This is a genomic window from Ramlibacter alkalitolerans (genome assembly GCF_016722765.1).
Classification (GTDB): domain Bacteria; phylum Pseudomonadota; class Gammaproteobacteria; order Burkholderiales; family Burkholderiaceae_C; genus Ramlibacter; species Ramlibacter alkalitolerans.
In genome coordinates this window covers 55,632-80,831 of the sequence record NZ_JAEQND010000003.1, presented here as the reverse complement: position 1 = coordinate 80,831, position 25,200 = coordinate 55,632, and the positions used below count along the sequence as shown (strand labels likewise).

Annotated in this window: 22 protein-coding genes; 3 read left to right on the top strand and 19 right to left on the bottom strand. The window is 68.9% G+C overall.

The features are described from left to right. Positions 1-66: 66 nt before the first annotated feature. The 18 genes from carB to rpsB all read right to left on the bottom strand — a co-directional run bounded on the left by carB (position 67) and on the right by rpsB (position 20,066). The gene (gene carB / locus JI746_RS05705) at positions 67-3,354 is read right to left on the bottom strand and encodes a carbamoyl-phosphate synthase large subunit (RefSeq protein WP_201687850.1); all 3,288 of its coding nucleotides are present in this window, start codon (positions 3,352-3,354) and stop codon (positions 67-69) included. Positions 3,355-3,357: 3 nt separating this feature from the next. Further along, positions 3,358-4,527 carry a glutamine-hydrolyzing carbamoyl-phosphate synthase small subunit gene (gene carA, locus JI746_RS05700; RefSeq protein WP_201687849.1) on the bottom strand — a complete coding sequence of 390 codons (1,170 nt, stop codon included), beginning with the start codon at positions 4,525-4,527 and terminating at the stop codon, positions 3,358-3,360. 390 nt (positions 4,528-4,917) lie between these two features. After that, positions 4,918-5,724 (bottom strand): TrmH family RNA methyltransferase, encoded by an 807-nt coding sequence (locus JI746_RS05695; RefSeq protein WP_201687848.1) that lies wholly within the window; start codon positions 5,722-5,724, stop codon positions 4,918-4,920. Beyond that, positions 5,721-6,431, bottom strand: a complete 711-nt coding sequence (rnhB, locus tag JI746_RS05690; protein WP_201687847.1) for a ribonuclease HII — start codon at positions 6,429-6,431, stop codon at positions 5,721-5,723. Before rnhB ends, JI746_RS05695 begins: the two co-directional genes overlap by 4 nt. Beyond that, a complete protein-coding gene (gene lpxB / locus JI746_RS05685) occupies positions 6,403-7,542 on the bottom strand; it encodes a lipid-A-disaccharide synthase (RefSeq protein WP_236599605.1) in 1,140 nt (379 codons plus the stop codon). Before lpxB ends, rnhB begins: the two co-directional genes overlap by 29 nt. Further along, on the bottom strand, positions 7,543-8,331 hold the full coding sequence (lpxA, locus tag JI746_RS05680; protein WP_201687846.1) for an acyl-ACP--UDP-N-acetylglucosamine O-acyltransferase: 789 nt from the start codon (positions 8,329-8,331) through the stop codon (positions 7,543-7,545). Between the two features lie 13 nt (positions 8,332-8,344). Further along, positions 8,345-8,782, bottom strand: a complete 438-nt coding sequence (fabZ, locus tag JI746_RS05675; protein WP_201688172.1) for a 3-hydroxyacyl-ACP dehydratase FabZ — start codon at positions 8,780-8,782, stop codon at positions 8,345-8,347. Positions 8,783-8,787: 5 nt separating this feature from the next. Continuing rightward, positions 8,788-9,771 (bottom strand): UDP-3-O-(3-hydroxymyristoyl)glucosamine N-acyltransferase, encoded by a 984-nt coding sequence (lpxD, locus tag JI746_RS05670; RefSeq protein WP_201687845.1) that lies wholly within the window; start codon positions 9,769-9,771, stop codon positions 8,788-8,790. Positions 9,772-9,784: 13 nt separating this feature from the next. Then, positions 9,785-10,294 (bottom strand): OmpH family outer membrane protein, encoded by a 510-nt coding sequence (locus JI746_RS05665; protein ID WP_201687844.1) that lies wholly within the window; start codon positions 10,292-10,294, stop codon positions 9,785-9,787. Beyond that, on the bottom strand, positions 10,294-12,588 hold the full coding sequence (bamA, locus tag JI746_RS05660; protein WP_201687843.1) for an outer membrane protein assembly factor BamA: 2,295 nt from the start codon (positions 12,586-12,588) through the stop codon (positions 10,294-10,296). The genes JI746_RS05665 and bamA overlap by 1 nt, the downstream gene beginning before the upstream one ends. 62 nt (positions 12,589-12,650) lie before the next feature. Next, complete coding sequence (gene rseP / locus JI746_RS05655; RefSeq protein ID WP_201687842.1) at positions 12,651-14,030, bottom strand: RIP metalloprotease RseP; 1,380 nt, start codon at positions 14,028-14,030, stop codon at positions 12,651-12,653. A 16-nt stretch (positions 14,031-14,046) separates the two neighbouring features. After that, positions 14,047-15,237, bottom strand: a complete 1,191-nt coding sequence (gene ispC / locus JI746_RS05650) for a 1-deoxy-D-xylulose-5-phosphate reductoisomerase (protein ID WP_201687841.1) — start codon at positions 15,235-15,237, stop codon at positions 14,047-14,049. Next, a complete protein-coding gene (locus tag JI746_RS05645) occupies positions 15,234-16,088 on the bottom strand; it encodes a phosphatidate cytidylyltransferase (protein ID WP_201687840.1) in 855 nt (284 codons plus the stop codon). The genes ispC and JI746_RS05645 overlap by 4 nt, the downstream gene beginning before the upstream one ends. A 14-nt stretch (positions 16,089-16,102) precedes the next feature. Further along, complete coding sequence (gene uppS, locus JI746_RS05640; RefSeq protein WP_201687839.1) at positions 16,103-16,834, bottom strand: polyprenyl diphosphate synthase; 732 nt, start codon at positions 16,832-16,834, stop codon at positions 16,103-16,105. Positions 16,835-16,864: 30 nt separating this feature from the next. Next, positions 16,865-17,428 (bottom strand): ribosome recycling factor, encoded by a 564-nt coding sequence (frr, locus tag JI746_RS05635; RefSeq protein ID WP_201687838.1) that lies wholly within the window; start codon positions 17,426-17,428, stop codon positions 16,865-16,867. A 15-nt stretch (positions 17,429-17,443) separates the two neighbouring features. After that, a complete protein-coding gene (pyrH, locus tag JI746_RS05630; RefSeq protein ID WP_201687837.1) occupies positions 17,444-18,160 on the bottom strand; it encodes a UMP kinase in 717 nt (238 codons plus the stop codon). A 148-nt stretch (positions 18,161-18,308) separates the two neighbouring features. Further along, positions 18,309-19,232, bottom strand: a complete 924-nt coding sequence (tsf, locus tag JI746_RS05625) for a translation elongation factor Ts (RefSeq protein ID WP_201687836.1) — start codon at positions 19,230-19,232, stop codon at positions 18,309-18,311. Positions 19,233-19,313: 81 nt separating this feature from the next. Then, positions 19,314-20,066 (bottom strand): 30S ribosomal protein S2, encoded by a 753-nt coding sequence (gene rpsB / locus JI746_RS05620; RefSeq protein ID WP_201687835.1) that lies wholly within the window; start codon positions 20,064-20,066, stop codon positions 19,314-19,316. A 193-nt stretch (positions 20,067-20,259) separates the two neighbouring features. Between rpsB and JI746_RS05615 the strand changes: the two genes are divergently transcribed. Genes JI746_RS05615 through JI746_RS05605 form a run of 3 tightly spaced genes read left to right on the top strand, consistent with a single transcriptional unit; the run spans position 20,260 to position 24,312 of the window. Continuing rightward, positions 20,260-21,603, top strand: a complete 1,344-nt coding sequence (locus JI746_RS05615) for an amidase (RefSeq protein ID WP_201687834.1) — start codon at positions 20,260-20,262, stop codon at positions 21,601-21,603. After that, positions 21,604-22,881 carry a D-amino acid dehydrogenase gene (locus JI746_RS05610; protein ID WP_201687833.1) on the top strand — a complete coding sequence of 426 codons (1,278 nt, stop codon included), beginning with the start codon at positions 21,604-21,606 and terminating at the stop codon, positions 22,879-22,881. Positions 22,882-22,884: 3 nt separating this feature from the next. Next, on the top strand, positions 22,885-24,312 hold the full coding sequence (locus tag JI746_RS05605; RefSeq protein WP_201687832.1) for an NAD(P)H-hydrate dehydratase: 1,428 nt from the start codon (positions 22,885-22,887) through the stop codon (positions 24,310-24,312). Positions 24,313-24,431: 119 nt separating this feature from the next. Here the strand turns inward: JI746_RS05605 and JI746_RS05600 are convergent, their stop codons facing one another. Beyond that, a complete protein-coding gene (locus JI746_RS05600; RefSeq protein ID WP_201687831.1) occupies positions 24,432-25,193 on the bottom strand; it encodes an SDR family oxidoreductase in 762 nt (253 codons plus the stop codon). Positions 25,194-25,200 lie beyond the last annotated feature (7 nt).

Sequence of the window (25,200 nt, the reverse complement as noted above, 5' to 3'; positions counted from 1 at the left end):
GCCGGGAAGCGACCCGCCGGACGGGTCAGGATCCCGAGGAGACTCGCCCCCCCGCCCCTGACGAGGTCAGGCCAGCTGGCCGTGCATCTCCTGGACGCTGATCACGTCCAGGTTGTCCATCGCCCGCATGCCTTCGACGGCGGCTTCGGCGCCGGCGATGGTCGTGAAGGTCGTCACCCGCGCCAGCAGCGACGAGGTGCGGATCGCACGCGAATCGGCGATCGCGTTGCGGCGCTCCTCCACGGTGTTGATCACCATCACGATCTCGTTGTTCTTGATCATGTCGACCACGTGGGGGCGGCCTTCCGTCACCTTGTTGACCGTCTCGCAGGCGATGCCGGCGGCGCGGATGGCCGCCGCCGTGCCCTTGGTGGCCACCAGCGGGAAGCCCATCTCCGCCAGGCAGCGGGCGACTTCCACCGCGCGCGGCTTGTCGCTGTCCTTGACGGTGAGGAACACCTTGCCGGTGGACTGGCCCTGGGCGTCGCTCGGCCTGGGCAGCCGGGTGCCCGCACCGAGCTGGCTCTTGACGAAGGCCTCGCCGAAGGTCTTGCCCACGCCCATCACCTCGCCGGTGGACTTCATCTCCGGGCCGAGGATGGTGTCCACGCCGGGGAACTTCACGAACGGGAACACGGCCTCCTTCACGCTGAAGTAAGGCGGAGTGACTTCCTTCGTGATGCCCTGCTGGGCCAGCGTCCTGCCGACCATGCAGCGCGCCGCGACCTTGGCGAGCTGGATCCCCGTCGCCTTGCTCACGTACGGCACGGTGCGCGAGGCGCGCGGGTTGACTTCCAGCACGAAGATCACGTCCTGGCCGTCCTTCTCCTGGATCGCGAACTGCACGTTCATCAGGCCGACGACCTTCAGCGCCTTGGCCATGGCGGCGGTCTGGCGCTTCAGTTCGGCGATGGTGGCCTGCGACAGCGAATACGGCGGCAGCGAGCAGGCCGAGTCGCCGGAGTGCACGCCGGCCTGCTCGATGTGCTCCATCACGCCGCCGATGAACACGGCGCCGCTGGCGTCGGCGATGCAGTCCACGTCGCACTCGATGGCGTCGTTCAGGAAGCGATCGAGCAGCACCGGCGAGTCGTTCGACACCTTGACGGCCTCGCGCATGTAGCGCTCGAGGTCACGCTGCTCGTGCACGATCTCCATCGCGCGGCCACCCAGCACGTAGGAGGGGCGCACCACCAGCGGATAGCCCAGGGCCTGCGCCTTCTCCAGCGCCTCCGGCTCCGTGCGCGCGGTGGCGTTGGGCGGCTGGCGCAGCTTCAGTTCGTTGAGCAGCTTCTGGAACCGCTCGCGGTCTTCGGCGGCATCGATCATGTCCGGCGAGGTGCCGACGATCGGCACGCCCTCGGCCTCCAGCCCCAGGGCCAGCTTCAGCGGCGTCTGGCCGCCGTACTGCACGATCACGCCGGTGGGCTTTTCCTTGTCGACGATCTCCAGCACGTCTTCCAGCGTCAGCGGCTCGAAGTACAGGCGGTCGGAGGTGTCGTAGTCGGTCGAGACCGTCTCCGGGTTGCAGTTGACCATGATGGTCTCGTAGCCGTCCTCGCGCAGGGCGAGCGCGGCATGCACGCAGCAGTAGTCGAACTCGATGCCCTGGCCGATGCGGTTCGGCCCGCCACCCAGCACGATGACCTTCTTGCGGTCGGTCGGTTCGGCCTCGCACTCGTCCTCGTAGGTCGAATACATGTAGGCCGTGTTGGTGGCGAATTCGGCGGCGCAGGTATCGACGCGCTTGTAGACCGGCCGCACGTTGAGCCTCTTGCGGGCGTCGCGCACCGCCTTGTCGGTGGTCTTGAGCAGCTTGGCCAGCCGGCGGTCGGAGAAGCCCTTGCGCTTCAAGGCGCGCAGCGTGGGCGCGTCGAGGGCGGCCAGCGCACCGGCGCCCTTTTCGTCCACCAGCTTGTCGATGTCGAGTTCGATCTTCACGATCTCCTCGATCTGCACCAGGAACCACTTGTCGATCTTCGTGAGCTCATGGACCTCGTCGACCGACAGGCCCATGCCGAAAGCGTCGCCCACGTACCAGATGCGCTCGGGGCCGGGCTCGCCCAGTTCCTTTTCCAGCACCTCTCGGTCCACCGTCTTCTGGTTCAGGCCGTCGACGCCGACTTCCAGGCCGCGCAAGGCCTTCTGGAAGCTTTCCTGGAAGGTGCGGCCCATGGCCATCACCTCGCCCACCGACTTCATCTGCGTGGTCAGGCGGTCGTTGGCGTCCTTGAACTTCTCGAAGGCGAAGCGCGGGATCTTGGTGACGACGTAGTCGATCGAAGGCTCGAAGCTCGCGGGCGTCGCGCCGCCGGTGATCTCGTTGCGCAGTTCATCGAGCGTGTAGCCCACCGCCAGCTTGGCCGCCACCTTGGCGATCGGGAAGCCGGTGGCCTTGGAGGCCAGCGCGGAGGAGCGCGACACGCGCGGGTTCATCTCGATCACGATCATGCGGCCGTCGTGCGGGTTGATCGAGAACTGCACGTTGGAGCCGCCGGTGTCGACGCCGATCTCGCGCAGCACCGCCAGCGAGGCGTCGCGCATGATCTGGTATTCCTTGTCCGTCAGCGTCTGCGCCGGCGCCACGGTGATCGAGTCCCCGGTGTGCACGCCCATCGGATCGAGGTTCTCGATCGAGCAGACGATGATGCAGTTGTCCTTCTTGTCCCGCACCACCTCCATCTCGAACTCCTTCCAGCCGAGGAGGGACTCCTCGATCAGCAGTTCGCTGGTGGGCGAGGCTTCCAGGCCGCGCTTGCAGATCGTCTCGAATTCTTCCGGGTTGTAGGCGATGCCGCCGCCGGTGCCGCCGAGCGTGAAGCTGGGGCGGATCACGGCCGGGAAGCCGACCTGCTTCTGCACGCCCCAGGCTTCTTCCAGCGTGTGGGCGATGCCCGAGCGCGCCGAGCCCAGGCCGATGCGCGTCATCGCTTCCTTGAACTTCAGGCGGTCTTCGGCCTTGTCGATCGACTCCGGCGTGGCGCCGATCAGCTCGATCGCCTTGTTGGTGGCGGCGCCGCGGTACTTGTGCAGCACGCCGTTGCGCCAGAGGTCCAGCGCGCAGTTCAGCGCCGTCTGCCCGCCCATGGTGGGCAGGATGGCATCCGGGCGCTCCTTGGCGATGATCTTCTCCACCGTCTGCCAGGTGATCGGCTCGATGTAGGTGACGTCGGCGGTGGCCGGGTCCGTCATGATCGTCGCCGGGTTGGAGTTGATCAGGATGACCTTGTAGCCCTCCTCGCGCAGGGCCTTGCAGGCCTGTACGCCGGAGTAGTCGAACTCGCAGGCCTGGCCGATGATGATCGGGCCGGCCCCGATGATCAGGATCGATTTGATGTCGGTACGTTTGGCCATGGTTTACTTCTTGCCGGCGTCCATGAGGCCGGTGAAACGGTCGAACAGGTAGCCGATGTCGTGCGGCCCCGGGGAGGCTTCCGGGTGGCCCTGGAAGCAGAACGCGGGTCTGTCGGTCCACGCCAGTCCCTGCAGCGTGCCGTCGAACAGGCTGATGTGCGTGGGGCGCAGGTTGGCGGGCAGCGTCTTCTCGTCCACCGCGAAGCCGTGGTTCTGGCTCGTGATGCTCACGCGGCCGCTGTCGAGGTCCTTCACCGGATGGTTCGCGCCGTGGTGGCCGAACTTCATCTTGAAGGTCTTGGCGCCCGAGGCGAGCGCCATGATCTGGTGGCCCAGGCAGATGCCGAAGGTGGGGTAGCCCGCCTCGATCAGCTCGCGCGTGGACTCGATGGCGTACTCGCAGGGCTCCGGGTCGCCCGGGCCGTTGGACAGGAACACGCCGTCAGGGTTGAGCTTCTTCACTTCCGCGGCGGGGGTCTTCGCCGGCACGACGGTGACCTTGCAGCCCCGCTCGGCCAGCATGCGCAGGATGTTCTTCTTCACGCCGTAGTCGAAGGCGACGACGTGGTACTTCGGCTGATCGAGCTGGCCGTAGCCGGTGCCCAGCTGCCATTCGGTCTGGTCCCAGTCGTAGGACTTGGGGACCGTCACCTCCTTGGCCAGGTCGAGGCCATTCATGGCCGGCGCCTTGCGCGCCTGGGCCACGGCCTTCTCCACCAGGGCGGGCGTGATCTCCTCGCCCTGCGCCAGGCCGAGGATGCAGCCGTTCTGCGCGCCCTTGCTGCGCAGGATGCGGGTGAGCTTGCGGGTGTCGATGTTGGCGATGCCTACCGTGTTCTCGCGCTGCAGGTACTGCTGCAGCGTCATGTCGGCGCGGAAGCTGGAGGCGATCAGCGGCAGGTCGCGGATGATCAGGCCGGCGGCATGCACCTTGGCGGCCTCGACGTCCTCGGCGTTCACGCCGTAGTTGCCGATGTGCGGATAGGTGAGCGTGACGATCTGCTGGCAGTAGCTCGGATCGGTCAGGATTTCCTGGTAGCCGGTGAGCGCCGTGTTGAACACGACTTCGCCGGTGCTGGAACCTGCGGCTCCGATCGAGTTGCCGAGAAAGACGGTGCCGTCTGCGAGCGCCAGGATGGCGGGCGGGAATGCGCCCTGAAGCGACGAAAGCACTGGGTTCTCCGGATGGTTACGGGCACGCCCAGAACGCGTATCGAGAGGGCTGCTCTCGATCTTGCTTTTGTCGGGGGAGAGGCTGGATGCGCTGCGGGCGTGTGGGGGTTTCGGGAAAGCCGTTGATTATAGCCTGAGGGAGGGTTTTCCCTCGACGGCCGGTGTCATTCGCGCGGCGTCCGGTGTCATTCCCTGCCGTCCGGCGTCATTGCCTCCCGTGCGGCGTCATTCCCTCCGTCCCGCGTCATTCCCGCGAAGGCGGGAATCCAGGGCTTCCGAAGAGCGCGCTGCGCGCGCCCTCTGGGCCCCCGCCTGCGCGGGGGTGACGGCTATCGGCTTCCGCCTCGCTTCCGCCTCGCATTCGCGCGGCTCTCGCCCCGCTCTCCCTGCTCACCCCGCTCTCCCCGCTCTCCCCGCTTGGCCCCTATCGCCCGCCGCGCTCGCGTGCAGGCAGATCGCCGCCGCCGCGGCCACGTTCAGTGACTCCTCGCCTCCCGGCTGCACGATGCGCACGAAGCGTCCCGCGCGCTCGCTCAGCGCCGCGCTCACGCCCTGCCCTTCGTGCCCGAACACCCAGGCGCAGGGCCACGGCAGAGCCGTGCGGTGCAGGTACTCGCCCTGGTGCGAGCTGGTGGCCAGCAGCGGCACCGCCAGCTTGTCCACGGCGTCCGGCTCCAGGCCTTCCACCAGGCGCAGGCCGAAATGGGCGCCCATCCCGGCGCGCAGCACCTTCGGACTCCACAGCGCCGCCGTCCCCTTCATCGCCAGCACCTGGCCGAAGCCGAAGGCCGCGGCGCTGCGCAGGATGGTGCCGACGTTGCCGGCGTCCTGCAGGCCATCGAGCAGCACCGAGGGCGCATCCGGCTCCAGGGCGGGCGCCGCAGGCAGCGGCAGCACGAAGCCCATCGCCGCCGGCGACTCCAGGCCGCTGATGGACGCGAACAACGTGTCGTCGACCACCACCGCCTTGCCGCCGGCATCGGCCCACTGGTGCCCGGCGCGATCGAAATACGAGGCCTGGAACACCGCATGCGAGGGCCGCAGCCCGCGCTGCAGCGCGGCCCGGCAGAGATGGTCGCCTTCGAGCCAGACCCGGCCCTGCCTGCGGTAGGCGTGGCTGTCCTGCGCCAGCCGGCGCAGGTCCTTCAGCAGCGCGTTGTCGCGCGAGGAAACGTATTGCGTGTCGGACGAGGTCACTGGACCTGCACGGACACCGTGCCACCATCTTCCAGCGCGAACTGCGCGGCGACGGGCGCAAAGTGCCGCCGGTGGTGGATGCAGGGCCCGTGCACGCGCAGCGCCTCCAGGTGCTCCGGCGTGCTGTAGCCCTTGTGCGCGGCAAAGCCGTACTGCGGAAACAGCGCGTGCAGCTCCAGCAGCATGCGGTCGCGCGTGACCTTGGCGATGATGGACGCGGCGGAGATCGACTTGACCTTGGCGTCGCCATCGACGATGGCCTCCGACAGCACGTCCAGCTTGGGCAGCCGGTTGCCGTCCACCAGCACCTTCGCGGGCTTCAGGCGCAGGCCTTCCACCGCGCGCCTCATGGCCAGCATGGTGGCGTGGAAGATGTTCAGTTCGTCGATCTCCTGCACGCTCGCCAGGCCCCAGGCGCAGCACAGGGCCTTCTCGCGGATCTTGTCGTACAGCCTGTCGCGCTGCAGCGGCGTGAGCACCTTGGAGTCGTTCAGACCCAGGATGCGCTTCTTGTCGTCCAGGATGACGGCGGCGGCCACCACGGGACCCGCCAGCGGCCCGCGCCCCGCCTCGTCGACCCCGGCGACCAGGCCCACCGGGTCCGGGAACAGCAGCGGCTTCTGCACCGCCTTGGCGGCGCGCGTGCGGATCGTCGTCGTGACGATGCGGCGCACGGGCTCAGGCGGCAAGGGCTTTTTCGATGGCATCGGTGGCGAGGGTGGCGGTATCGCGCGCAAGCTGGACGTGCAGGTCGCGGAAGCGTTCCTGCACGGCCCGGATTCTCTCAGGGCTCTCGAGCCAGCCGGCCAGCGCCCTGGAAAGCTTGTCGGGTTTTGCGTTGGCCTGCAGCAACTCCGGCACGACGAAGTCGCGGCACAGGATGTTCGGCAGCCCCACCCAGGGCTGCAGCTGCCGGGGCCGCATCAGCGCGTAGGTGAGCCAGCTCGTTCGGTACGAGATCACCATCGGCCGCTTGAACAAGGCCGCCTCCAGGGTCGCCGTGCCGCTGGCGACCATGGCGACATCGCAGGCCGCCAGCGCCGCATGCGACTCGCCGGTGACGATGGTCAGGTGGCGCGGCCCTTTGCGGGCGCGCGCGATCTGGCTGATGCGCGACTGCAGCGCCGGCACCGCGGGGATCACGAACCACGAATCGGGATGGCGCTTTTCCAGCAGGGCCGCGGCCTTGAGGAAGCGCTTCGTCAGCATCTCGATCTCCGAGGCGCGGCTGCCGGGCAGCAAGGCGATCACCTTGCCGTTCAGGGGCAGGCCCAGCTTGCGGCGCGCGGCCATCCGGTCCGGCTCCATCGGGATGACGCTGGCGAGGGGGTGGCCGACGTAGGTGGCCGGCACGCCGTGCTTCGCCAGCAGTTCCGGCTCGAAGGGGAAGATGCACAGCACGTGGTCGCAGGCCTTCTTCAGCTTCTCGACCCGCCGCGCGCGCCAGGCCCAGATCGACGGGCACACGAAGTGCACCGTCTTCACGCCCTTGGCGCGCAACTGCTCCTCGAGGCTGAGGTTGAAGTCGGGCGCGTCCACGCCGATGAAGACGTCGGGCCGGTCGGCCAGCAGCCGGTCGCGCAGCGCATTGCGGATCGCCATGATCTCGCGCAGGTGCTTGAACACCTCGGCATAGCCGCTGACCGAAAGCTTCTCCGCCGGCCACCACGGCTCGAAGCCGCGCTGCTGCATCTGCGCGCCACCGATGCCCGCTGCGGACAGTTGCGGCCAGCGCGCCCGCATCGCATCCAGCACGTGGCCGGCCAGCAGGTCACCGGACGCCTCTCCGGCGACCATGGCGAAGCGCGGGGATGCCATTTACCGGGCGATGCCGCGGGTGGCGGCGGCCAGGAAGGAACCCATCAGGGCGACGTCTTGCGCTGCTTCGGGCGCCGACTGCGCCAGTGCCGCGATCGCCTCGCGGGCGGCCTCCAGCGTGCGGCCTTCGCGGTACAGCAGCTTGTGCATCTGGCGGATGGCGGCGATGCGCGCGTCGCCGAATTCACGCCGCCGCAGGCCCACGACGTTGACCCCCCGCACGGCGAGCGGATTGCCGTCGACCAGCATGTAGGGCGGGATGTCCTGCGAGACGGCGCTGGCGAAGCCCACCATCGCATGGGCGCCGACCTTGACGAACTGGTGGATGCCGGTGAGCCCGCCGATCGTGACCCAGTCGCCCAGCTCCACGTGGCCCGCGAGCGTCGCGTTGTTGGCCAGGGTGGTGTGGCTGCCCACGGTGCAGTCGTGCGCGATGTGCGTGTACGCCATGATCCAGTTGTCGTCGCCGATGCGCGTGATCGCCTTGTCCTGCACCGTGCCGACATGCAGCGTCACGAATTCGCGGATCGTGTTGCGCTCGCCGATCACCAGTTCGGTGGGCTCGTCCCGGTACTTCTTGTCCTGGTTGGCCGCGCCGATGGAGCCGAACTGGAAGATGCGGTTGTGGCGGCCGATGGTGGTGTGGCCTTCGAGCACGACGTGCGGTCCCACCGTGGTGCCGGCACCGATCTTCACGTGCGGGCCGACGATCGTGTACGGGCCGATGGCGACGCTCGCGTCCAGCTCCGCCTGCGGATCGACGATCGCGGTGGGATGGATGTTCGCCACGGCCAGCGTCCCCTCAGGCCACCGTGCGCATCGTGCACATGAGCTCGGCCTCGCAGGCGATCTCCTCGCCGACGCGCGCCGTGCCCTTGAACTTGTAGATCCCGGCCTTGTGGCGCAGCAGCTCGACATCCATCACCAGCTGGTCGCCGGGCTCCACCGGGCGCTTGAAGCGCGCGCCATCGATGCCCGCGAAGTAGATGACGGAATTCGGGTCCCGCGTGCCGGTCTCGCCGGCGAAGGCGAGCAGCCCTGCCGTCTGGGCCATGGCTTCGAGCATCAGCACGCCCGGCATCACCGGCCGGTGCGGGAAATGGCCGACGAAGAACGGCTCGTTGATCGTCACGTTCTTCAGCGCCTTGATCGCCTTGCCCGGATCCACGGCGAGCACGCGGTCCACCAGCAGAAACGGGTAGCGGTGCGGCAGTTTCTTCAGGATCTCGTGGATGTCCATCGTCGTCATGTCTTTTTCTCTTCGAGCGCCTTCTCGAGCGCCTTGATGCGGTCGCGCAGGGTATGCAGCTGCTTCAGCGTGGCCGCGTTCTTTTCCCAGTTCGCATTGTCGTCGATGGGGAAGATGCCGGTGTACAGGCCCGGCTTGTGGATCGAGCGCGCGACGAAGGTTCCGGACGAGATCACCACGCGGTCCGCGATCGTCAGGTGGCCCAGGATCATGGCCGCGCCGCCGAGCATGCAGTGCTTGCCGATGGTGGCGCTGCCGGCGATGCCCACGCAGCCGGCGATGGCCGTGTGCGCGCCGATGCGGCAGTTGTGGCCGACCTGGATGAGGTTGTCCATCTTCACGCCGTCCTCGATCACCGTGTCGGCCAGCGCGCCGCGGTCGATGCAGGTGTTGGCCCCGATTTCCACGTCGTCGCCGATGCGCACGGCGCCGAGCTGCTCGATCTTCTCCCAGGCGCCCTGGTGCGGTGCGAAACCGAAACCGTCGGCGCCGATCACCACGCCGGGATGCAGGATGCAGCGCGCACCCACCGTGCAGTCCTCACCCACATGGACGCGGGCCTTGAGCACCGTGCCGGCACCGATGCGGGCACCGCGCTCGACGACGCAATGGGGGCCGATGCGCGCGCCCTCGGCGATGTGCGCATCGTCCGCGATCACGGCGCTGGGGTGGATCGCCGGTCCCTCGGGGCGCGCATGCACCCGCTTCCACAGCTGCGTCAGGCGGGCGAAGTAGAGATAGGGATCGTCGGCGACGATGCACGCGCCGCGCGCCAGCGCCTGCTCGCGCAGGCCGGCGGCAACGATGACGCAGGCCGCGCGCGAGCTTTCGAGTTGCTGGCGGTACTTGGGGTTGCTGAGGAAGCTCAGTTGCCCGGGCTGCGCGCCTTCGAGCGGGGCCAGGCCCTCGATGCGCTGCGTGGCATCGCCATGCAGCTCGCCGCCGAGCGCCGCGATGATCTCGCCGAGTTGCAGCGCCACGACCGGCCGGCAATCAGCGCGACGCGTTGAGCGCCTTGATCACCTTGTCGGTGATGTCGTGCTTGGGGTTGATGTAGACGGCTTCCTGCAGGATCAGGTCGTACTTTTCCTGTTCCGCGACCTGGCGCACCACGCGGTTGGCGCGATCGAGCACCTGCTGCAGTTCCTCGTTCTTGCGGGCGTTCAGGTCTTCCTGGAACTCGCGCCGCTTGCGCTGGAATTCACGGTCCTGGTCGATCAGGGCCTTCTGGCGCTGGCCGCGCTGCTGCTCGGACAGCGTCGGCGCCTCGCGTTCGAACTTGTCGGAAGCGGTCTTGAGGGAGGCGCCCAGGTCGTTCAGGTCCTTCTCGCGCCGGGCGAACTCCTGCTCCAGCTTCGCCTGCGCGGCCTTCGCGGAATTGGCCTCCCGGAAGATGCGATCGGTGTTGACGAAGCCCACGCGGAAGTCCTGCGCCTGGGCCTGCGCCACCAGCGCCACGGCTGCCAGCAGGAACACCACGCAGTGACGCAAAAGATACTTCATCAGAAGGAAGTTCCGATCTGGAATTGCAATCTCTGGATTCTATCGCCAGCCTGCTTGCGCACCGGTTGGGCAATGGCGATGCGCAAGGGGCCGATCGGGGACAGCCAGGACAGGCCGAAGCCGGCCGAGGCCCGCAGGTCGCCGGCGCGCAGCTTCTCGTTCTCGCCGAACACGTTGCCCACGTCGGTGAAGGCGAACAGGCGCAGCGTGCGGTCGTTGCCGGCGCCGGGGAACGGCGTGATCACCTCCGCGTTCAGCGTGACCTTGCGCGCGCCGCCGATGGACGCGCCGGTCACGTCGCGCGGGCCCAGGGTGCCCTGCTGGAAGCCGCGCACGGAACCGAGGCCGCCCGAATAGAAGTTCTTGAACACCGGATACGGCCGGCCGCTCAGGCCGGCGCCCCAACCGAGTTCGCCGTTGAAGGCCAGCGTGTATTGCTTGCTGAGCGGGACGTACTGCTGGAACTGGTAGTCGCCCCGCAGGTAGCGCGCGTCGCCCAGCGCACCCCATTCGCCGGAGAAGCGCTGCAGGCGGCCGCGGCTCGGCGTGAGCGTGCTGTCGCGGTCGTCGCGGGCCCAGCCGATCGACAGCGGGACGGAATTGCTGGTGAAGCCGAAGCGCTCGGCGTAGTCGAGGTACGCGGCCGGGATGTTGGTGCCGGCGCGGATCTGGGTGCGTTCGAAGCTGGCGCCGAAGAACACCGTGTCCACCTCGCTGAACGGGACCCCGAAGCGCAGGCCCGCGCCGGAGGTGACCAGCTGGTAGTTGCCACCCTGCTCGTCGTACGGGCGCGAGGTGCGATGGTAGACGTCGACCGTCCGCGACACGCCGTTGGGCGTGAAGTACGGGTCCACCGAGGTCAGCGCGATCGTGCGGTTGAAGCGGCTGGTGTTGACTTCGGCGCTCAGGTAGTTGCCGGTCCCGAAGGCGTTCTCCTGCTTGATGGAGAACGACAGGGCCAGCTTTTCGGCGCTGGAGAAGCCCGCTCCCAGCTGCAGGCTGCCGGTGGGACGCTCCACCACGGCGACGTTGAGGTCCACCTGGTCGGGGGCCCCCGGCACGTCGCTGGTCTCGATGTTGACGTCCTTGAAGAAGCCCAGGCGGTCGACGCGGTCCCGGGAGACCTTGATCTTCTCGGCGTCGTACCAGCTCGATTCGAGCTGGCGGAATTCGCGCCGGATGACTTCGTCGCGCGTGCGGTTGTTGCCGGCGATGTTGATGCGGCGCACATAGGCGCGGCGCGAAGGCTCGGCCACCAGCGTGAAGAACACGCGGTTGTTGGTGCGGTCGATCTCCGGGCGCGCCTCCACCTGCGCGAAGGCATAGCCGAAGTTGCCGAAGTACTCGGTGAAGGCCTTGGTGGTCTCGGTCACCTGGTCGGCGTTGTACGCCTCGCCGGGGCGGATCTTCACCAGGGTCTTGAATTCCTCGTCCTTGCCGAGGTAGTCGCCTTCCAGCTTCACCCCGGAGACGACGTAGCGCTCGCCTTCCGTGATGTTGATCGTGATCGCGATGTCCTGCTTGTTCGGCGAGATCGCGACCTGCGTCGAGTCGATGCGGAATTCCAGGAAGCCGCGCTGCAGGTAGTACGAGCGCAGCGCCTCCAGGTCGGCATTCAGCTTGGTGCGCGAATAGCGGTCCGACTTGGTGTACCAGGACAGCCAGCCGCCGGTATCGAGGTCCATCAGGCCCGTGAGCTGCTTCTCGCTGAAGCTGCGGTTGCCGATGATGTGCATCTCCTTGATGCGGGTCGGCTCGCCCTCGGTCACCGTGAACGTGAGGTTCACGCGGTTGCGCTCGATGGGCGTGACGGTGGTCACCACCTCGGCGCCGTACAGGCTGCGGTTGATGTACTGGCGCTTCAGTTCCTGCTCGGCGCGGTCGGCCAGCGCCTGGTCGTAGGGACGGCCCTCGGTCAGGCCGATCTCGCGCAGGGCCTTCTTCAGCGTGTCCTTGTCGAATTCGCGGGTGCCCACGAAGTCCACGTCGGCGACGGTGGGGCGCTCCTCCACCACGACGATCAGCACGTCGTTCTGCACTTCCAGCCGCACGTCCTTGAACAGGCCCAGCGCGAACAGGGCGCGGATCGCCGCCGAGCCCTTGTCGTCGTTGTACTGGTCACCCACGCGGAACGGCAGCGAGCCGAACACCGTGCCGGGCTCGACCCGCTGCAGGCCTTCGACGCGGATGTCGCGCACCGTGAACGGCTCGACCGCCCAGGTGTTCGCAGCGAAAGCCAGCACGCACACGGCCGTAACGGTACGCACGCGGAAGCGCTTGAATTGTTTCTTCATTGAATCTGGAAAGGGCGCCGGCGAATCCGCGCGGGACCAGCGGCGGCGTCAGCTACGTTGTTCTATCCAAAGAAGCGTGCGACGTCGTTGAACAGCGCAATCGACATCATGACCAGCAGCACCGCGACACCACCGCGTTGCAGCCGCTCCATCCACGCATCGGAGATGCTCCGTCCCGTGACGGCCTCCCAAAGATAATACATCAGGTGTCCCCCGTCCAAGACGGGCAGCGGCAGCAGGTTCAGCACCCCGAGGCTCACGCTGATCAGGGCGAGGAACAGCAGGTACTGCGTCAGCCCGAGGCTGGCGGACTTGCCCGCGTAGTCGGCGATGGTGAGAGGTCCGGAGAGGTTCTTTACCGAGGCTTCACCGATCACCATCCGGCCCATCATGCGCAGCGTCAGCGCCGAGACCTCCCAGGTCTTCTCCACGCCCTTCCACAGGCCGTCGACCGGGCCGAGGCGCACCGTCACCATCGCCGGTGGCGCGCCCACGTAGGCCGCGATGCGGCCGAAGGACCCCGCCACGCCTTGCGCCGTGACGACGTCCGGCGTGACCTGCAGCTGCAGGTGCTGGCCCTGGCGCTCGACGTCCCACGGGGACGGGATGCCGCGGCCGTCCCGGACCTGGGTGCGGATCAGGTCGCGCAGCTGCTGTGCGTCGCCGACCGGCCTGCCGGCCACGCGCAGCACCACGTCGCCCTTGCGCAGGCCGGCTCGCTGGGCGGCGCCGCCGGACATCACTTCGCCCAGCACCGGCGGGCTCCAGGGCGCGACGATGCCGACCTTGCGCAGCAGCTGCGCGTCGGCATCGCGGGTGTTCAGGCGCGACAGCGGCAGCAGCACCTCGCGCCGGCCGCCCGAGCCCTCGCGGGCCAGCGTCAGGCGCAGGTCGCGGCCATCGAGCGCGGCGCGCGTGAGCAGCCAGCGCAGTTCCTCGAAGGACTGCAGCGCCTCGATCTCGTCGCCTTCCAGCGCGGCGCCCTCCACCCGCTCGCCGCCGCGCAGGCCCGCTTCGGCCGCGATGGAGCCCGCGACCGGGCTGCCCAGGACAGGCTGCGGTTCCTGCACGCCGGTCCAGTTCACGACGGCGTAGAGCAGGACGGCGAGCAGCAGGTTGGCGATCGGGCCGGCGGCGACGATCGCGAAGCGCGACCTCAATGGCTGGGTGTTGAAGGCACGGTGCCGCTCGGCGGGATCGACCGGGCCCTCGCGCTCGTCCAGCATCTTCACGAAGCCGCCCAGCGGAAAAGCACCGATCACGAATTCGGTGTCCTGGCCGGGGCGCGGCTTGCGCGGCTTCCAGGTGTAGAGCGCCTTGCCGAAGCCGACCGAGAAGCGCAGCACCTTCACGCCGCAGGCGACGGCCACGCGGTAGTGGCCGTATTCGTGCACGGCGATCAGCAGGCCCAGTGCCACGATGAAGGCGATGATGGTCAGCATCTGGCGATTTCCCTCCTCAGGCAGTCAGCCGGACCAGCGCCTGCTCCGCCGCGCGGCGGGCGTGCGCATCGAGCTCCAGCAGGTCCTGCAGCGATTGTGGCTTGGACGGCAGCACGGCCGTCAAGGTTGCAAGGTTCACCGAATGAATCTGGTCGAAGCGGATGCGGCGCGCCAGGAACGCGGCCACCGCCACCTCGTTGGCGGCATTGAGCACGGCCGTGGTGCCGGGCGCGGCAGCCAGGCTGTCCCAGGCCAGCTGCAGGCCGGGAAAGCGCTCGCGGTGCCCGCGGGTTTCCAGCGATTCGAAGCTCAAGTCCGCCAGCGCGCCGAAGTCCAGCGCCTGGGCGCCCGACTCCACGCGCTCCGGCCAGGCGAGGCCGTAGGCGATCGGCACCCGCATGTCGGGCGTGCCGAGCTGCGCGACCACCGAGGTGTCGCGGTACTGAACCATCGAGTGGATCACGCTCTGCGGATGGATCACGACCTGCAGCCGCTCGGGCGCGAGGCCGAACAGCCAGCGCGCCTCGATCACCTCCAGCGCCTTGTTCATCATGGTCGCCGAATCGACCGAGATCTTGCGCCCCATCACCCAGTTGGGATGGGCGCAGGCTTCCTCCGGCGTCACGTCGCGCAGGCTGGCCGGCGCGCGGGTGCGGAACGGCCCGCCCGATGCGGTGAGGATGATCTTCTCCACCCGCGATGGCCAGCTCGCCGGGTCTTCGGGCAGCGACTGGAAGATCGCCGAATGCTCGCTGTCGATCGGCAGCAGCCGCGCGCCGCCCTGGCGCACGGCCTGCAGGAACAGCTCGCCGCCGACCACCAGCGCCTCCTTGTTGGCCAGCAGCAGCTTCTTGCCGGCGCGTGCCGCGGCGATGCAGGAGGACAGGCCGGCGGCACCGACGATCGAGGCCATGACGGTGTCGACCGACTCATGCGCCGCCATGGTGTCCAGCGCCGCCGCGCCCCACAGCACCCGCGTCGGCAGGCCGCTGGATTCCATCTTCGCGGCGAGCGCGCGGCCCGCATCCTCGTGCGCCATCACGGCGAAGGCAGGGCGGAACTGCAGGCACTGCTGCAGCATCAGGTCGACCCGTGAGGCAGCGCTGAGCGCGAAGACTTCGAAGCGGTCCGGGTGGCGGGCGACCACGTCCAGCGTGTTGGCCCCGACCGAGCCGGTGGAGCCGAGGACGGCCAGGCGTTGTTTCATCGTTGGGCCAGGGTCGCCAGCATCATGGCCAGGGGCAGCGTGGGCAGCAGCGCGTCGACGCGATCGAGCACGCCGCCGTGGCCGGGCAGCAGCTGGCTGGAGTCCTTGATGCCGGCGCTGCGCTTGACGAGCGATTCGGTCAGGTCGCCGATGACGCTCATCGCCGCCAGGAAGATTGCCGCCAGCACCACGACGGGCCAGCCGAGGTTGGCCAGCACGGAGTAGAGGCTGGGGACCTGCGCGCCGGCGGCGTGGTCCGCCAGCACCCAGGCGATGGCCAGCACCACGACGCCGGCCATGCCGCCCCAGACGCCCTCCCAGCTTTTCTTGGGGCTGATCACGGGCGCCAGCTTGCGCTGGGTGAACTTGCCGCCGATGGCGCGGCCGGCGAAGTAGGCGAAGATGTCCGCGACCCACACCAGCACCAGGATCGAGAGCAGGAAGTTCACGCCGATCACCCGGGCCTGCGCCATCGCGACCCAGGCCAGCACCAGGGCCAGGATGCCGCCCGGCACGCGCAGCGCGCGCGGGATCCGCGGCCAGCCGTCGACGCCGGCGCGCACCAGTGCGGCACCGGCCAGCACCCAGGCGGCCCCCACCACGCACCAGAGCGTCGCCGAGGGGCGCTGCGGCCAGCCGAGCGTCCAGGCCGCGCCGCACAGCAGCAGCGTGACCAGGCCCAGCACGATGTTCATGCCCGGCGAGAGGCCGTTCAGGCGCCCCCATTCCCAGCCGCCCGCGGCGATCAGGATCAGGGTGATGGCGAGGAAGGGCTCCGGCGTCTTCCAGAACAGCGCCGGCAGCAGGATGGCCAGCAGGACGATCGCCGTGATCACGCGCTGCTTGAGCATCGCGGGCCTGCCTTTCAGGCCGCCTTGCGGCTGGCGCGTGGTGGCGCGACCTGCTCGGAGGTGCGGCCGAAGCGGCGTTCCCGCCGGGCGTAATCGGCGATCGCCGTGTCGAGCGCGGCGTCGTCGAACTCGGGCCACAGCTTGTCGGTGAAGTACAGCTCGCTGTAGGCCGCCTGCCAGAGCAGGAAGTTGCTGATGCGCGTCTCGCCGCCGGTGCGGATCACGAGGTCCGGGTCCGGCACGTGCGCCAGCGCCATGGCGCGCGACAGCCCTTCCTCCGTGATCGCTTCGCCGCGCGCGGCCAGCGTGGCGGCGGCCTGGGCGATGTCCCAGCGGCCGCCGTAGTTGAAGCAGATGTTGAAGATCAGGCGGGTGTTGGAGGCCGTCATGGCCTCGGCCTGCGCCAGGCCGTTGCGCACCTTGTCCGACAGGCGCGTGCGGTCGCCGACGAAATGGATGCGCACGCCTTCGGACTGCAGCTGCGGCACCTCGCGCGCCAGCGCCATCGCCAGCAACTCCATCAGGCCCGAGACTTCGTCGGCCGGCCGCTTCCAGTTCTCGGAGGAGAACGCGAAGACCGTCAGCACGCCGACGCCGATGTCGCCGCAGCGGCGCACGCAGGCACGCAGCGCGTCGACGCCCCTCTTGTGGCCGGCCACGCGCGGCAGGAAGCGCTTCGTGGCCCAGCGGCCGTTGCCATCCATCACGATGGCGATATGGTGGGGGATCTCGCGCGCAGCGGTCATGCAGGGCAATGGAAAGTCGACGCCAGCGCGTCAGACCTCCATGATTTCCTTTTCCTTGTTCGCGACCAGCTGGTCGATCTCGGCGATGTGCTTGTCGGTGACCTTCTGGACCTCGCCCTCGGTGCGCTTGAGTTCGTCCTCGGTCGCGATCTTGTCCTTGACCAGCTTCTTCACGTGCTCGTTGGCGTCGCGGCGCAGGTTGCGGATTGCGATCTTGGCGTTCTCGCCCTCGTGGCGCACCAGCTTGGTCATCTCCTTGCGGCGTTCCTCCGACATGGGCGGCATCGGCACGCGCAGCAGGTCGCCCATGGAGGCCGGGTTCAGGCCCAGGTCGCTCTCGCGGATGGCCTTCTCGATCTTGGCGCCCATGCCCTTTTCCCACGGCTGCACGCTGATGGTGCGGGCGTCGAGCAGCGACACGTTGGCCACCTGGCTGATCGGCACCGAGGAGCCGTAGTAGTCCACGTGCACGGTATCGAGCAGGCCGGGGTTGGCGCGGCCGGTGCGGATGTGCGTGAGCGTGGTCTTGAAGTTGGCGATGGTCTGGTCCATCTTGTGCTGCATCGTCTGCTTGATTTCAGCGATCGTTGTCATGGCAGTTCCTATGTCTCAGGCGTATACCAGGGTGCCTTCGTCCTCGCCGAGCACCACGCGCTTGAGGGCGCCATGCTTGAAGATGGAGAACACCTTGATCGGCAGCTTCTGGTCGCGGCACAGCGCGAAGGCGGTGGCGTCCATGATGCCGAGGTTGCGCGACATGGCCTCGTCGAAGCTGAGGCGCGAATAACGCTCGGCGGAAGGATCCTTGTTCGGGTCGGCGGTGTAGACGCCGTCGACCTTGGTCGCCTTGAGCACCATCTCGGCGCCGATCTCGGCCCCGCGCAGCGCCGCGGCCGTGTCGGTGGTGAAGAAGGGGTTGCCGGTGCCGGCGGCGAAGATGACCACCTTGCCTTCTTCCAGGTACTGCAGCGCCTTGGGCCGCACATACGGCTCGACCACCTGCTCGATGGCGATGGCGGACATCACGCGGGGCACCAGGCCCTGCTTCTGCATCGCGTCCGACAGGGCCAGCGCGTTCATCACGGTGGCCAGCATGCCCATGTAGTCGGCGGTGGCGCGGTCCATGCCGACCGAGCCGCCGGCCACGCCGCGGAAGATGTTGCCGCCGCCTATCACCACGGCCACCTGCACGCCCAGGTGCACCACCTCGGCGACCTCCTCCACCATCCGGACGATGGTCGCGCGGTTGATGCCGAAGGCGTCATCCCCCATCAGGGCCTCGCCCGACAGCTTGAGCAGGATGCGCTTGTGGGCGGGGCTGGGCATGCAGTCGTTCTCCGTGTTCAATCCAAATGACAAAATGTCCTCGCGGCTGCGCCGCTCGATGACGAAATGACTGTAAACGCTCCAGCTGTCATTTTGTCATCGACGCGGCCGCGAGGTCATGCGGCGCAGCCGCGTCATTGCCGCAGCTTTACGCGGCCTGCTTCGCGGCGGCCACCTGGGCGGCCACTTCGGCGGCGAAGTCGTCCGCCTTCTTCTCGATGCCCTCGCCCACCACGTACAGCGTGAACGCCTTGATCGTGGTGTTGGCGGCCTTGAGCATCTGCTCCACGGTCTGCTTGTCGTTCTTCACGAAGGCCTGGTTCAGCAGCGACACTTCCTTCAGGTACTTCTGCACGCCGCCTTCTATACGCTTGGCAACGATTTCGGCCGACTGCACCGGCTTGCCGGCGGCTTCGGCCGTCTTGCGGTCTTCTTCCGCCTTGCCCGTGGCGACGGCACGCTCTTTCTCGATCAGTTCGGCCGGCACGTCGGCGCTGGAGAGGGCCACCGGCTTCATGGCGGCGACGTGCATCGCGACGTCCTTGGCGGCGACGTCGTCACCCTGGTACTCCACGACCACGCCGATGCGGGTGCCGTGCAGGTAGCTCACCAGCTTGTTGTCGCCGGCGAAGCGCTTGAAGCGGCGGAAGCTCATGTTCTCGCCGATCTTGCCGATCAGGCCCTTGCGCACGTCTTCCAGGGTGGGGCCGAAGCTGTCCTGGCTGTACGGCAGCGCGCCCAGGGCGGCAATGTCGGCGGGGTTGTGCTTCGCGATCAATTCGGCGGCGGCCCTGGCCAGCGCGATGAAGCTGTCGTTCTTCGTGACGAAGTCGGTTTCGCAGTTGACTTCGATCATGGCGCCGGTGGTGCCCTCGATGGAGGCGGCGACCACGCCTTCGGCGGTGATGCGGGAAGCGGCCTTGCCGGCCTTGTTGCCCAGCTTGACGCGCAGGATTTCCTCGGCCTTGTCCATGTCGCCGTTGGCCTCGGTCAGGGCCTTCTTGCACTCCATCATGGGGGCGTCGGTCTTCGCCCGGAGTTCGCCGACCATGCTTGCGGTGATAGCTGCCATTTTGTCCTCGTCTCTCTGATCAGTTGTTGCCTAGAGCAAAGGGGGCCCGAGAGCCCCCTTTGTCGCTGCTGGCCGGGTGGCTCAGGCGGAAGTGCCTTCCTGCACTTCCACGAACTCGTCGCCACCTTCGGACACGGCGCGCTGCACGTCGGTCACGGCGCTGTTCTTGCCTTCCAGGATGGCGTCGGCCATGCCGCGCACGTACAGCGTGACGGCCTTGGCGGAGTCGTCGTTGCCCGGGATCACGTAGTCGATGCCCTCGGGCGAGTGGTTGGAGTCCACCACCGCGATGATCGGGATGCCCAGCTTCTGCGCTTCGGCGACGGCGATCTTGTGGTAGCCGACGTCGACGATGAACAGCGCGTCCGGCAGGGTGTTCATGTCCTGGATGCCGCCGATGTCGCGTTCGAGCTTGGTGATCTCGCGCTCGAACATCAGCTGTTCCTTCTTGGACATGGACTCGAGGCCGGCTTCCTGCTGGGCCTTCATGTCCTTCAGGCGCTTGATGGACGTCTTGACGGTCTTGAAGTTGGTCAGCATGCCGCCCAGCCAGCGCTGGTTCACGAAGGGCATGCCGGCGCGTTCGGCTTCGGCGCCCATCAACTCGCGCGCCTGGCGCTTGGTGCCGACCATCAGGATGGTGCCGCGGTTGGACGCGAGCTGGCGGGCGAACTTGGTCGCCTCCTGGAACAGCGGCAGCGTCTTTTCCAGGTTGATGATGTGGATCTTGTTGCGATGGCCGAAGATGTACGGGGCCATCTTGGGGTTCCAGAAGCGAGTCTGGTGTCCGAAATGGACACCGGCTTCCAGCATTTCACGCATGGATACGGTCATGGGAGCTCCGAAGGTTGGGTCTAGAATCCGGCCAGAAATCGCAAGCGCTGTGGCTGCGACACCTCGAGGGGGCGGGATTCGCGATTTGCTTCGCTGACGACGGCTCGCACACCTTGCGCGTGGCGCCCAGCAAAACCGCGAGATTCTAGCACAGGCCCTGCTCCCCCGCTCCCGACCGCCCCACCCACCGACCATGCCCCTGCCCGACCTCCACAGCACCCGCGAGCGCCTGCGCCACGGTGAGACCAGCGCCGCCGACGAGCTTGGCGCCGCCGTGGCGGCGGCGCATTCGGGCAGCAACACCCACGTCTTCCTCAAGACGCGCTTCGAGGCTTCGGCCGCCGAGGCGGCGCAGGTCGCGGCGGCCGCCCCGCTCGCGGGCCTCCCGGTGTCGATCAAGGACCTGTTCGACTTCGCCGGCGACGTGACCACCGCCGGCTCGCTGGCCCTGGTCCAGGCGGAGCCGGCGCGGATCGACGCACCCTCCGTGGCCCGCCTGCGTGCCGCGGGCGGCGTGGTGGTGGGCCGCACCAACATGAGCGAGTTCGCCTTCTCCGGCGTGGGCGTGAATCCCCATTACGGCACGCCGCCGAATCCCTGCGATGCCCGCACGCCGCGCATCCCCGGCGGGTCGAGCTCCGGCGGCGCCGTCTCGGTGGCCACCGGCGCCTCCTTCATCGGGCTCGGCTCGGACACGGGCGGATCGATCCGCATCCCGGCCGCCCTGTGCGGCATCGTCGGCTTCAAGAACACGGCGCGCCTGACGCCGCTGGAGGGCGCCTATCCGCTTTCCGGCACGCTCGACACCGTCTGCGCCATGACGCGCAGCGTGCGCGACGCCGTGCTGGCGCACGAGATCATCGCCGCCCGCAAGGTGGTGCGCGTGGACACGCCGCTGGCCGGCTACCGCCTCGCCGTCGCCACCACGCAGATGCTCGATGGCGTGGATGGCACCGTGGCGCGCGCGTTCGAGCGCACGCTGCGGCGGCTGCGCGATGCCGGCGCCCGCATCGACGAGATTCCGCTGTGGCAGATCCAGGACCTCGGTTCGATCCAGTCCACCGGCGGCTTCGCGGCGGCCGAAAGCTATGCCTGGCACCGCCAGTTGCTGGCGCGGGAAGGCAGCCGCTACGACCCCCGCGTGCGGCTGCGCATCGAGCGCGGCGCCGCGATGAAGGCCTACGAATACATCGAACTGCAGCGTGCGCGCAGCGCCTGGGTGCGCGAAGTCGGCCAGGCGCTGGCCGGCTTCGACGCCGTGCTGTCGCCCACCGTGCCCATCGTCGCCCCGCCGATCGCGGACCTGGCGCCGGGCGGCGAGCGCGACGAAGCCTTCTTCCGCGTCAACGCCCTGCTCCTGCGCAACACCAGCGTGGTCAACATGCTGGACGGCTGCGCGATCTCCCTGCCCTGCCATGCGGCGGACGAACTCCCGGTGGGCCTCATGGCCTGGCATGGGGCCCTGCACGATGACAAGATCCTGAACCTTGCGATTCAGATCGAGAATCTGCTCACCACAACGACAACAACGACCTGAATGAAAGTCGCCATCGTGGGCGCCGGCATCATCGGCGTGACCACAGCGTACGAACTGGCCGCCGACGGCCATGACGTCACCGTGTTCGAGCGCCACGGTGCCGCCGCGCTCGAAACCAGCTTCGCCAACGCGGGCGTCGTCGCCCCCGGCTACGTCACCCCGTGGGCGGCGCCCGGCATGCCCACCAAGGTTGCACGCTACCTCCTGAGCCGCCATGCACCGGTGCGCCTGTGCTGGCCGCTGGCCGCGCACGAGGTGCGCTGGATGATGCGCTGGCGCAGTGCCTGCAACCTCGAGACCTACATGGCCAACCGCGGCCGCCTGCAGCGGCTGGCCTTCTACAGCCGCGAGCGCCTGCACCAGGTGACCGAGGACCTGCAGCTCGAATACGACCACAGCAGCGGCTACATGGTGCTGCTGCGCGGCGAGCGCGATCGCAAGATGGTGCAGCCGGGGCTGCAGCTGCTGCGCGACAGCGGCATCAAGTTCCAGGAGATCGATGCGGCGCGGGCACGCGAGCTCGAGCCGGCGCTCAATCCCGACACCGAGTTCGTCGGCGCGATCCACCTGCCCGACGACGAGGTCGGCAACTGCCGGCAGTTCGCGCTGCTGCTGAAGAACCAGGCGCAGGCGCTCGGCGCCCGCTTCGAGTTCCATTGCACGATCGCGCCGCTCGACTCCGCGCAGCCCACGACGCTGCGCATCACGCGCGACGACGACGCGGCGCCCACCACCAGCGCACGTTTCGATGCGGTCGTGATCTGCAGCGGACTCGCCTCCGCCAACCTGCTGCGGACGGTCGGCCTGCGGATCCCGCTGGCCGCGGTGCACGGCTACTCCATCAGCGCGCCGATCCGCGAGCCCCTGAATGCGCCCCGCAGCGGCGTGATGGACGACCGCTACAAGGTGGCGATCTCGCGCCTGGGCAACCGGGTGCGGGTGGCCGGCAGCGCGGAGATCGGCGGCGCGCCGGATCGCAAGCGGCCCTCGGCGATCCGCACGCTGTACAAGGTGCTGCAGGACTGGTTCCCGGGCGCCGCGCAACTGGCCAACACCGGCGCCGCGGTGCAGGAGTGGAAGGGCGCGCGGCCCATGCTGCCCGACGGCCCGCCGGTCCTGGGCGCCACGCACATCCCCGGCGTGTGGATCAACATCGGCCACGGCTCGAGCGGCTGGGCGCTGTCCTGCGGCAGCGCGCGCGTGGTGGCCGACCTGATCTCCGCGCGCGCGCCGCAACTCGACCTCGAAGGGCTGGGGATCGAGCGGCTGGTGGGCTGACGCATGCAGCGCGTCGCTCCCGACCGCCCCTGGGCGCTCCATGGCGTGGCGGCGACGCGGCGGATCGAAGCGGCCGCCGCGGCCGCCCTGCCCGCCCAGGCGTTGATGCAGCGGGCGGGGCTCGCCGTCGCGCGGCTCGCTCTCGCCCTCGCCCCGCACGCGCGCACGGTCTGGGTCGCCTGCGGGCCCGGCAACAACGGCGGCGACGGCTTCGAGGCCGCGCTGCACCTGCAGCGCTGGGGCAAGGAGCCGGTAGTGACCTGGCGCGGGGACGAGACCCGCATGCCCGGCGACGCGCGGGCAGCCTTGCAGCGTGCGCGCGATGCCGGCGTGCGCTTCGCTTCGCAGCCACCCCCGAGCTGGGACCTCGCGCTCGACGGCCTGCTCGGGATCGGCAGCACGCGCGCACCGGAAGGCGCCCTGCTGGCGGACATCGAATGCATGAATGGCGCAGCGGCGCCCGTGCTGGCGGTCGACGTGCCTTCGGGGCTGGACGCGGACACCGGAGCCGCCGGCGCCTGCGTCCGCGCGGCCCACACCCTGAGCCTGCTGGCGCTGAAGACGGGCCTCTTCACCCTGCACGGCCGCGACGCCGCGGGCACCGTCTGGTTCGACGACCTGCAGGTGGACGCGGGCGCAGAGCGCCCCACGGCGACGCTGTCGGGACCAGCACCGACGCAGGCCCGCCGGCACGCGAGCCACAAGGGCAGCTACGGCGACGTCGCGGTGATCGGCGGCGCCGCGGGCATGGCCGGCGCGGCGCTGCTCGCCGGCCGCGCCGCCCTGCACCACGGCGCCGGCCGCGTGTTCGTCGGCTTCCTCGATCCCGCAGCGGGCGCGCTCGATGCGCAGCAGCCGGACCTGATGGTGCGGCCCTGGGACAGCCTCGCGCTGGAGGGGATGAGCGTCGCCTGCGGCTGCGGCGGCGGCGCAGCGGTGCGCGCCGCCTTGCCGCGCGTGCTGGCCGCGCGCGCGCTGGTGCTGGATGCCGACGCGCTGAACGCGCTCGCCGCGGATGCGCCGCTGCAGGCCCTGCTGGCGGGGCGCAGCGCGCCCACCGTGCTCACGCCGCATCCGCTGGAGGCCGCGCGGCTGCTCGGTCGGGACACGAAGGCGGTGCAGGCGGACCGGATCGCGAGCGCACGCGAACTGGCGCGGCGCTTCGCCAGCGTGGTGGTGCTGAAGGGATCCGGCACCGTCATCGCTTCGCCCGAAGGCGAGGTGCGGATCAACCCGACCGGCAATGCACGGTTGGCGATTGCGGGCACCGGCGACGTGCTGGCCGGCTGGATCGCGGCGCGGATGGGAAGCGAGCCGGCCTTCGAGGCGGCCAGTGCGGCGGTGGTCCTGCACGGGCTGGCGGCGGACCGGTGGCCGGCGGATCGTCCGCTGACGGCGGGCGCGCTGGCGGTTTCGTACGCGGCTTCGTAGGCTGGCGGTGAGCCCCGAAGGGCGAACCCCAGCGCTTCACGGCTTCCGCGCAGCGCTGGGGTTCGCGCTGGCGCGGCTCACCGCCAGCCTACCGAAGCGGCGAAAACCGCAGCCTGGAACTACCCCCGCCCCACGAACGGCATCTTCGTCGCCATCACCGTATGGAACAGCACGTTCGCTTCCAGCGGCAGGTTGGCCATGTACAGGATCGATTCGCCGACGATCTTCACGTCCATCAGCGGCTCCACGGCGATCTCGCCGTTGGCCTGCGGCACGCCCTTGGCCATGCGCGCAGCCAGGTCCGTCATGGCATTGCCGATGTCGATCTGGCCGACCGCGATGTTGTAGCGGCGGCCATCGAGCGACGCCGCCTTCGTCAGCCCGGTCACCGCATGCTTGGTCGCCGTGTAGGCGATCGAGTGCGGCCGCGGCGCATGCGCCGAGATCGAGCCGTTGTTGATGATGCGCCCGCCCATGGGGTCCTGCGACTTCATCACGCGGAAGGCCTGCTGGATGCCGTAGAACATCCCGTTCAGGTTGGTGTCGACCACGCGCTTCCAGTCAGCCACCGCGATGTCTTCCAGCGGCGCGGCGCCCAGGCCCATGCCGGCGTTGTTGAACAGCAGGTCGACGCGGCCGAAGGCCTTCACCGTCTCCTGGAACAACGCCTCGACGGAAGCGGGGTCGCTGACGTCGGTCGGCACCGCGATCGCCTGCTCCGGCGCCTGGCCGGCCACCTCGGCCAGCGGCTCGGGCCGGCGGCCGGCGACGGCGACCTTCCAGCCGCCGCCCAGCAACGCTTGCGCGGCGGCCCGGCCGATGCCGGTGCCTCCGCCCGTGACGATGGCGACGCGTGCCGGCGCCGCTTGATTGCTTGCCATGGATGTC

Bases quoted from the DNA above. Each gene is read 5' to 3' on its own strand.
- bamA (WP_201687843.1), bottom strand. From the start codon at position 12,588: ATGAAGAAACAATTCAAGCGCTTCCGCGTGCGTACCGTTACGGCCGTG.
- rpsB (WP_201687835.1), bottom strand. From the start codon at position 20,066: ATGACCGTATCCATGCGTGAAATGCTGGAAGCCGGTGTCCATTTCGGA.
- JI746_RS05610 (WP_201687833.1), top strand. From the start codon at position 21,604: ATGAAAGTCGCCATCGTGGGCGCCGGCATCATCGGCGTGACCACAGCG.
- fabZ (WP_201688172.1), bottom strand. From the start codon at position 8,782: ATGGACATCCACGAGATCCTGAAGAAACTGCCGCACCGCTACCCGTTT.
- uppS (WP_201687839.1), bottom strand. From the start codon at position 16,834: ATGACCGCTGCGCGCGAGATCCCCCACCATATCGCCATCGTGATGGAT.
- JI746_RS05645 (WP_201687840.1), bottom strand. From the start codon at position 16,088: ATGCTCAAGCAGCGCGTGATCACGGCGATCGTCCTGCTGGCCATCCTG.
- JI746_RS05605 (WP_201687832.1), top strand. From the start codon at position 22,885: ATGCAGCGCGTCGCTCCCGACCGCCCCTGGGCGCTCCATGGCGTGGCG.
- carB (WP_201687850.1), bottom strand. From the start codon at position 3,354: ATGGCCAAACGTACCGACATCAAATCGATCCTGATCATCGGGGCCGGC.
- JI746_RS05600 (WP_201687831.1), bottom strand. From the start codon at position 25,193: ATGGCAAGCAATCAAGCGGCGCCGGCACGCGTCGCCATCGTCACGGGC.
- pyrH (WP_201687837.1), bottom strand. From the start codon at position 18,160: ATGCCCAGCCCCGCCCACAAGCGCATCCTGCTCAAGCTGTCGGGCGAG.
- ispC (WP_201687841.1), bottom strand. From the start codon at position 15,237: ATGAAACAACGCCTGGCCGTCCTCGGCTCCACCGGCTCGGTCGGGGCC.
- JI746_RS05615 (WP_201687834.1), top strand. From the start codon at position 20,260: ATGCCCCTGCCCGACCTCCACAGCACCCGCGAGCGCCTGCGCCACGGT.
- tsf (WP_201687836.1), bottom strand. From the start codon at position 19,232: ATGGCAGCTATCACCGCAAGCATGGTCGGCGAACTCCGGGCGAAGACC.
- frr (WP_201687838.1), bottom strand. From the start codon at position 17,428: ATGACAACGATCGCTGAAATCAAGCAGACGATGCAGCACAAGATGGAC.
- rnhB (WP_201687847.1), bottom strand. From the start codon at position 6,431: ATGCCATCGAAAAAGCCCTTGCCGCCTGAGCCCGTGCGCCGCATCGTC.
- lpxB (WP_236599605.1), bottom strand. From the start codon at position 7,542: ATGGCATCCCCGCGCTTCGCCATGGTCGCCGGAGAGGCGTCCGGTGAC.
- JI746_RS05665 (WP_201687844.1), bottom strand. From the start codon at position 10,294: ATGAAGTATCTTTTGCGTCACTGCGTGGTGTTCCTGCTGGCAGCCGTG.
- rseP (WP_201687842.1), bottom strand. From the start codon at position 14,030: ATGCTGACCATCATCGCCTTCATCGTGGCACTGGGCCTGCTGATCGCC.